Origin of the sequence: Streptomyces adustus, from assembly GCF_009377175.1 — a bacterium.
Classification (GTDB): domain Bacteria; phylum Actinomycetota; class Actinomycetes; order Streptomycetales; family Streptomycetaceae; genus Streptomyces; species Streptomyces adustus.
Genome location: NZ_VJZD01000122.1, coordinates 19676 through 27690, shown reverse-complemented (window position 1 = coordinate 27690; position 8015 = coordinate 19676). Strand labels below are relative to the sequence as shown.

Sequence of the window (8015 nt, the reverse complement as noted above, 5' to 3'; positions counted from 1 at the left end):
GGGATCTGCGGATCCCGGGCCGGGCGCCCCGGTCGTTCACTGACGTACACCACCCGAAAAGGGGACAGGCGTGCTCAGCCGTTCATGACACCCTGCACCGGCATGTAGGAGCCGCCGGACACGAACAGGCCGCTGCCGGCCGGGCCGCCGCCGCTGTTGGCCGGCAGCCGGATACCGAAGAGCTCGCCCTCCGAGGGTGACTGCGGGGTCAGCAGCAGGCCGTTGCGGGACTTGCGGGCCTCGACCGAGAAGCCGCGGTACTGGCCGGAGAGGCTGTCGGTCGCACCGGCGGCGAGAAGGCCGATGCCCCCGTCGGCGCCCTTGCGGACCACGGCTTCCAGGGCCTCGTCGAGGCGTGTGTCGTAGAGGAGTTCGGCGTCGTCGACCACGACGACGTAGGAGCCGTTCGGGGCGGCGTTGGTCAACTCCTCCAGGTCGTCCTCCCGGCTGTCGGCGTTGAGCAGTCCGAGGACGCCGTCCCGGCCCGCCAGGTCGCGCAGCGGCGAGCGGCGCGGGGCGACCAGGACCACCGAGGTGCCCGAGCGCAGCAGGGACTCGGTCGCGGCCAGCAGCAGGGTGGAGCGGCCGGACTTCGGGGGTCCGGCGATGACGAAGCCGGGGCCGTTCTCCTCCAGGTCGATGCCGATGGGGTGGAGTTCGTCGCCGCCGACGCCGACGAGGGCCCACAGGGGCGAGGGCGGGGTGAAGTCCGGGTCCAGGGCGAGGGCTTCGGCCGCCGTGATGCGGGTCGGCAGGGCGTCCACGCGCAACGGCCGGCGGGCGGCCGGGATGCGGCCGTGCCGGGTACGCGCCTCCTCGGCGATCTCGCGCAGCGCCCTGACCTGGGCCTGGCCCGCTGGTTCGGCCGCGAGCAGGCCGATCTGGGTCTCGTCCACTCCGGTGTCGGTGATGCGCAGGGCGCGGCCGGGCGGCATGTTCTTCGGCACCTCGCGGGCCTGGAGGCCTGCCGTGGAGTAGTCGTTGGAGTCGGCGAAGCGCATGACCAGCCGGTCGGCGAAGGCGGAGGAGACATGGCCGCTGAGCCCGCTGCGGTCGGCCGTCATGACGACCTTCAGGCCCACCGCGGAACCTTCACGGAAGATCCGCTGGGCCGCTTCGAGCAACTGGCCGTAGTTGTAGGCCTCGAAGGTGGAGGCGAAGCCCTCCCAGCTGTCCAGGAGCAGCACCATCCAGGGCAGACGGTCCTCCGGGGCGGCCGTGGCGCGCTGTTCGGCCGCGCTCGACGCGCCTTCCAGCGCGAGGAGTTGCTGGCGTCGGGCGATCTCCGCCAGTAGTCGGTCGATGAGCCGGCGGACCCGGTCGGGTTCGTCGCGGGTGACGACGGCGCCGACGTGCGGCAGCCGCATCAGGGGCAGCAGGGCGTTGGAGCCGCAGTCGATGCCGTAGACGTGCACGTCGTGCGGGGAGGTCGAGCGGGCCAGGGAGCCCGCGAGGGTGCGCAGGGCGGTGGAGCGGCCCGAGCGGGCGCCGCCCAGGAGCAGGGTGTGCTCGCCGTGCACCAGGTCCAGGGAGAGCGGCTTGCGGCTCTGCTTCGCGGGCAGGTCGATCAGGCCGTACGGGATGGGCGCCACGTCCGCGCCCGCCGGGCCACCGGCGCTCTCCCCCGCAGGGGCACCGCCCGGTGTGCCGTACGCCTCCAGTTCCGCCAGGGTCACCAGCTCCGCGAGTGGCGGCAGCCAGGGGCTGCGCTGCTCGCCGAAGCCCATCCGCTGCGCGCCGTCGCGCACCGCGTCGACGAGGACCGCGAGGTCGGTGACCATCGTGCCGTCGTCCTCGGCTTCGTCCCGCTTGGGCAGGGGGCGGGCGTAGGAGTTCCACTGCAACGGGATCAGCGTCGCCTTCGGGCCCGTCTGCCCGGTGGCCGGGCGGCGGCCACCGATGCGGGCCGACTGCACGCCGACCAGGGACTGGGCGCCGGAGCGGACGTACATGCGGCCGGGGGTCGACTTCGCGATCGCGCCGGAGTCGGGGGCGTCGATGACGTCCGTCGACTCGGCGGCGTCCGTGACGCGCAGGGCGATGCGGAGGTTGGTGTTGGCCCGGATGTCGGCGCTCACCACGCCCGCCGGGCGCTGGGTGGCCAGCACGAGGTGGACGCCGAGCGAACGGCCTCGGCGGGCGATGTCGACCAATCCGACGATGAAGTCGGGTAGTTCGTTGACCAGGGACGCGAACTCGTCGATGACCAGGACCAGTCGGGCCATCGGCTCCAGCTCGGGGCGGAGCTTGCGGGTGTCGTTGTAGTCCTCGATGTCCTTGGCTGCGGCGTCGAACAGAATCCGTTCGCGCCGGTGGAGTTCGGCGGCGAGCGAGGCCAGGGCCCGTTCGGTGAGGTGGGCGTCGAGGTCGCTGACCATGCCGACGGTGTGCGGCAGGCGGGCGCAGTCCATGAAGGCGCTGCCGCCCTTGTAGTCGATGAGGACGTAGTTCAGGGCGTCCGGCCGGTTGGCCATGGCCAGCGAGGCGATGATCGTCTGGAGGAGTTCCGACTTGCCGGCACCCGTCGTGCCCGCGACCAGCGCGTGCGGGCCGTCGCGGCGGATGTCCAGGACGAAGGGGCCGTCGGCCGCGATGCCGACCGGCGCGGACGTCGTCGAGCCGCCCGCCCGCCAGATCCGTTCCACGTCCGCGCCGGTCGGGTCGGGCAGGCCGAGCAGGGTCAGCAGCCGGGCGGCGGTGGGCAGGGCGCTGTCGGCGTCGTCGCGGCTGACGTCGCGCACCGGCGCGAGGGAGCGGGCCAGCAGCTCGCACCACTCCGGGGTGACCTGGTCGGCGAGGATGTCGCCGACGCCCTCCATGCCGTAGCCGCGCACGCGGACGTGGTGGGCGGCGTCCGGGGACCAGGCGACGACGGCCTTGCACTCCTCCGGGAGCAGTCGTTCGTCCTCGTCGATGCAGAGGGCGATGATGCCGTGCTGCGGTCCCTCGGTGAGGAGTTGGGGCACGCCCGGGACGCGGCGCAGCAGGCGGGCGCCGTCGAGGACCACGAGGATGTTCGGGTCCGGGTAGAGCTGGCCCATCATGTTGTTCTGCTCGCGGGCCGCCTTGCGCCGGGCGAGTTCGCCCAGCAGTTCGTTGACGCGGCGGGTGATGCCCTCGGAGTCGAAGCCGACCAGCGCGACACAGTCCTGGCCCTGGTCGGGGTCGGTGTGCGGCAGCCAGTGCGCCCAGTGCCAGTCGGCGCCGGCGGCCGGGGTGGCGGACAGGGAGACGAGGGAGAGGTCGCGGGGGCTGTGCAGGACGGCGGCCTGCACGCTCAGCCAGCGGGCGGTGGACAGGGCGCGGGCCCGGTCGCCGGCGATGCCGACGACGCCGAGCCGGGCGAAGGGCAGGGTGACCGGGACGTCGGGCAGGACCGGCGGTTCGGGGGTCTCCTCGTCGTACGAGGTGCCGCCGCGGCCCATGACCATCTCGACGTCGGAGGGCAGGCCGCCGACGCCGACGCGCAGCTGCATGGCGTCCGGGTCGGTGAGGCGGCGTTCCCACAGGCGGCGGCGCGGGCCGGTGGCGAAGAGGAGGAGTTCGGCCGGGTCGGGGCTGTCCTCGCGGCGGCCGCGCTGCTCCTCCTTGGCCAACTGGGCCAGTTCCACCTGATGTTCGGCCAGGTCCTTCTTGTACTGCTTGAGGGAGGTCTTGTGCTTCTTCTTGCCCTCGCGGTTCTCGCTGAACCACTGGCCGATCATCATCAGCGGGCTCATCGCGCAGAACAGCAGCATGTAGATCTGCTTGGTGACGAAGTACATGGTCAGCCCGAAGAGCATCGGGATGAAGGCCATGATGAACTGGAACCGCGCCCGCTCGTTCTTCGACGGCGGCAGCGGTACGACGATGCGCCGCCGGGGCCGCAGCGGGTTCAGCCGGGGCGGGCGGTTGTAGGCGAGGCCGCCCTCGCTCATCGCGGAGAGGTGGGCGTCGGGCTGGGCCACCCGGTCGAGCACGAGCAGCGAGTCGGCGACCCGGACGACGCCACCGAGCGGCCACGGCGTACCGGCCGCGCCGCCCGCCCTGCCGACGGCCCCCGCCTTGGCTCCCTTGGCCGCCTTGCCCGACTTTCCGGCGGCTGCGGCCGTTCCCGCTCCACCGCCCGTCACCGGCTCGTCGTCGAGCAGGACCTCGGCCCCGCCCTCCGCGGCGAGGGTGGTGTTGCCCTGGACGTCGACGGTCAGCCGCAGCGCGACCGGCGGCAGCGTGGGGTCCGGCAGGGGCAGCGAACAGGTCGGCGCCGAGCCCACCGTGGCCACGCCGACGCCCAGCCGGACCACCCGTCCGGCGGCGGGACCGCCGGCCACTCTCAACTCGTACTGCCCGACCGGCTCGCCCTTGCGCAGCAGCGGGCCTATCGCGTCGTCGACGGAGATGCGCATCCCGTCGCGCAGCACACCGGCCGCCGGGGCCGCCGGGTCGCACAGCACGCCGTCCGCCCACAGGGACAGCGCGCCGGTCACCGCCGTCCCGTAGCCGGGCGGCGGGGCCAGTGCCGTACCGCGCATGGGTACGACGTTGCCCGGCATGCCGCCCGGTGGCGGGGCGGCCCGTCCTACGGCCGTTCCCAGCACCTCGGCGACATCGCCGGCCGTGGCCGTGTCGTCCGCAGTGACGACGACGTCCTGTGGCTCACCGCCTTCGTGCACGAGCGTGACCAGCATCCGCATGGTGGTCGTCCTCCCCGTCTTCGCTTCCGCAGACACAGTAGTGACAGTCGGGGCGTTGGCGGGCGACGGGGGAACAGCGGGGACAACAGCCGTTCCGCTATTCGACCTTCGACATGCGGGCCACCGGGTTCCCCTCTGCCGAGCTGTCCGAGGTGTACGTCAAGTCGTCGCCGGTGGAGGCGAGTCGGACGGTGTGCGCGGCGGGGTTGCAGCCGTCGTGGTTGCCCTTGGCGCCCACGGACGTCGCCACGATCTCCGTCGCCGTCACCGACTTCAGGGTGAGGATGTCGTTGCAGACCCCGCCGAACAGGTCCGTCTGCCGCACCCTGCCCAACTCCTGGCCCACGGAGGCCCGTCGGACGGTGAGCCGGAAGGTTCCCATGGGCACGGTGCCGTCGAGACCGCTGCCCTGCCCCTCCCAGGTGCCGAGGTAGCGGTCGGGAACGGTGCCGGTGGCGGTCCCGGCGGGGGCCGACGCGCCGACGGAGGGCGTCGACCGACCGTCGGACGGTGTCGCCCGGGCGGTGGCGGCGGCCGAGTGGGAGCTGTCGCTGCTCGCCGACGTGTCGTGGCCGCCGTCCGGCAGCAGGTCGAGGACGAACGCCGAGCCGACCGTCACCGCGGCCAGCGCCCCGGCCACCGCGAGGGCCAGCGTGCAGCTGACCCGCCGGCCGCGGCCGCGCTCCCCCGGCGCCGAGGTCGCCGCCACGGTCACGGAGACCTTGCCGGGACGGGCCGGGGACGACGCTGCCGGTGCGGCCGCGGGGGCGGTGTCCGGGTGGGCGTCGCGCGGTCCGGGCAGCGGCGGTGCGGCGGGCCCGGCCGGGGTCCGCTCGCCCGGCGGTGTCGCGGGCGGCGGCATCACGGGCGGCGGCCCGAACCCGCCCGGCGCGGCCGTCGCCTCCACCGAGGCGCTGCTGAAGCCCACCGGCCCCGACGGGACCGCTTCCGCGGCCTGGGTCGCCTCCAGGTTCAGCAGCTGTACGGCGCTGCGGCTGACCTGCTCGACCAGGGGGCCCGGCAGCCAGCCGCCCGCCATCAGCCGGGCCGCGCCGTCCGGTGCGAGCCGCCGGGCCACCTCGCGGGGTTCCGGACGGTCGCCGGGCACCTTGGCCAGGCACTCCAGCGCCAGCGCGCGCAGGTCGCCCTCCAGATCGCCCAGACGCGGCTCCTCGTGGACGACCTTGTACAGCAGCGCGGCCGAGGAGTCCCCGGGGAACGGCGGCTCGCCGGTCGCCGCGTACGCGAGGACCGCGCCCAGCGAGAAGACGTCGGCGGCGCCGGTGACGCCGCCGCCGAGGATCTGCTCGGGCGCCATGTAGCCGGGTGAGCCGACGGAGACGCCGGTCGAGGTCAGCGAGGCGGTGCCGTCGGTCGCCCGGGCGATGCCGAAGTCGATGAGGAGGGGGCCGTCGAGGGTGAGCAGGACGTTCGACGGTTTCACGTCCCGGTGCACCAGGCCCAGGTCGTGCACCGCGGCCAGCGCCTCGGCGAGGCCCGCGGTCAGGGCCCGTACTGAGTGCTCGGGCAGCGGGCCGCCGTCCGCCACCGCGGCCGCCAGGGAGGGGCCCGCCGCGTACGCCGTCGCCACCCAGGGGACCGGCGCGGACGGGTCCGCGTCCAGCACCGAGGCGGTCCAGGCGCCGCCGACCCGACGGGCGGAGTCGACCTCGCGCCGGAAGCGGGCGCGGAACTCCTCGTCGAGCGCGAGGTGCGGGTGCACGATCTTGACCGCGACCGTGCGGCCACCGGCGCTGCGGCCCAGGTAGACCCGGCCCATCCCGCCGGATCCGAGCCGGCCGAGCAGGCGGTAGGGCCCGACGGCAGTGGGCTCGTCGGCTGCGAGCGGCTGCATGATGTCCGCCTCTCCCCCGTAGGACACAGCAGCAGATTAGTGCGCAACCGCCGTCTGCGGTCCCTACCGCCGTACAGGCGCTCTACGGCTGGAGGAGGTCCACCTTCACGTCCGCCGGGAAGCCGGTCGTCGGGCCGACCCGGCGGGCGAACTCCGTGACCGCCGCGAGCTGCGGGTCGCCGAAGCGGAAGTCGAGCGTGGTGAAGTACTGCTCCAGGACCTGTTCGTCGAAGGCCTCCCAGCGGGCCGCCTGCTCGGCGACCTTGCCGACCTCCTCCAGGGAGAGGTTGCGGGAGGCGAGGAACGCCTCGTGCACCCGGCGCGTGATGAACGGCTCGCGCTCCAGATAGTCCCGCCGGGCCGCCCAGACCGCGAAGACGAACGGCAGGCCCGTCCACTCCTTCCACAGCGCGCCCAAGTCGTGCACGGCCAGGCCGTAGCGCGGGCCGTCCAGCAGGTTGGCGCGCAGCGCGGCGTCGCCGATCAGGACCGCGGCCTCCGCCTCCTGCATCATCAGGCTCAGGTCGGGCGGGCAGCTGTAGTACTCCGGCTGGACGCCGAAGCGCTCGGCCAGCAGCAGCTGGGCCAGGCGCACCGAGGTGCGCGAGGTCGAGCCGAGGGCGACCCGGCGGCCGTCGAGCCGGTCCAGCGGCACCTGGGAGACGATCACGCAGGACATCACCGGGCCGTCGCAGCCGACGGCGATGTCCGGGAAGGCGACCAGGTCGTCCGCGTTCTTGAGGAACTCGACGAGGGTGATGGGCCCGATGTCGAGGTCGCCCTGCACCAGCTTCTCGCTGAGCTTCTCCGGGGTGTCCTTGGTCAGCTCGAAGTCGAGAAGCGTGCCTGTTCTCGCAAGCCCCCAGTACAGGGGCAGGCAGTTGAGGAACTGGATGTGGCCGACACGCGGCCGGGTGCGAGGAATGTCCACATCGGGAGGCTAGACCCTGGGGTGGGACGGTCCGCGGGCACCCCCCGATGGCACGATTTGTCAACCTCATCCGATCGGCTTCAAACGTCCGAGTGACGTGATCTTGACCTCTATTGCTTTCGGCCTACCGCGTGCTAGGCTCGCCGCAAGTTGCAGTTTGGTTTCCCTTGCAGTACAGAGCCTGCGGAGCATGTGACCGCGGGCTCTAGTCGTTTTCAGACGTATGCAGTTGTGCGGCACAGTTTTCACACTTGCAGGTTCTGGAGCAGGGCGACCCTTTGGGCCCAAGGAGGGCTTATGGCTACCGGAACCGTGAAGTGGTTCAACGCCGAAAAGGGCTTTGGCTTCATCGCCCAGGAAGGCGGAGGCCCCGACGTCTTCGTCCACTACTCCGCGATCAACGCCAACGGTTTCCGTTCGCTCGAGGAGAACCAGTCGGTCTCCTTCGACGTGACCCAGGGCCCGAAGGGTCCGCAGGCGGAGAACGTCACCCCGCTCTAAGCCTTAGGCTCTTCGAGCCCGAAGCTTTGATTCGGATCAGATAGCAGTACCCAAG

Annotated in this window: 4 protein-coding genes; 1 reads left to right on the top strand and 3 read right to left on the bottom strand. The window is 72.7% G+C overall.

The features are described 5' to 3' along the window. Positions 1-74: 74 nt before the first annotated feature. The 3 genes from FNH09_RS26515 to FNH09_RS26505 all read right to left on the bottom strand — a co-directional run bounded on the left by FNH09_RS26515 (position 75) and on the right by FNH09_RS26505 (position 7459). Complete coding sequence (locus FNH09_RS26515; protein ID WP_152892302.1) at positions 75-4673, bottom strand: FtsK/SpoIIIE domain-containing protein; 4599 nt, start codon at positions 4671-4673, stop codon at positions 75-77. Between the two features lie 97 nt (positions 4674-4770). Next, positions 4771-6528: a serine/threonine-protein kinase gene (locus FNH09_RS26510; RefSeq protein ID WP_152892300.1), complete on the bottom strand. Its 1758-nt coding sequence runs from the start codon at positions 6526-6528 to the stop codon at positions 4771-4773. Between the two features lie 82 nt (positions 6529-6610). Next, the gene (locus tag FNH09_RS26505; protein ID WP_162469129.1) at positions 6611-7459 is read right to left on the bottom strand and encodes an MqnA/MqnD/SBP family protein; all 849 of its coding nucleotides are present in this window, start codon (positions 7457-7459) and stop codon (positions 6611-6613) included. A 297-nt stretch (positions 7460-7756) separates the two neighbouring features. Here FNH09_RS26505 and FNH09_RS26500 point away from each other — a divergent pair, with 297 nt between their 5' ends. After that, complete coding sequence (locus FNH09_RS26500; protein ID WP_037627265.1) at positions 7757-7960, top strand: cold-shock protein; 204 nt, start codon at positions 7757-7759, stop codon at positions 7958-7960. Positions 7961-8015: the final 55 nt, after the last annotated feature.

Excerpts from the sequence above, each read along its gene's own strand:
- FNH09_RS26510 (WP_152892300.1), bottom strand. The coding sequence starts at position 6,528 with ATGCAGCCGCTCGCAGCCGACGAGCCCACTGCCGTCGGGCCCTACCGC.
- FNH09_RS26515 (WP_152892302.1), bottom strand. The coding sequence starts at position 4,673 with ATGCGGATGCTGGTCACGCTCGTGCACGAAGGCGGTGAGCCACAGGAC.
- FNH09_RS26500 (WP_037627265.1), top strand. The coding sequence starts at position 7,757 with ATGGCTACCGGAACCGTGAAGTGGTTCAACGCCGAAAAGGGCTTTGGC.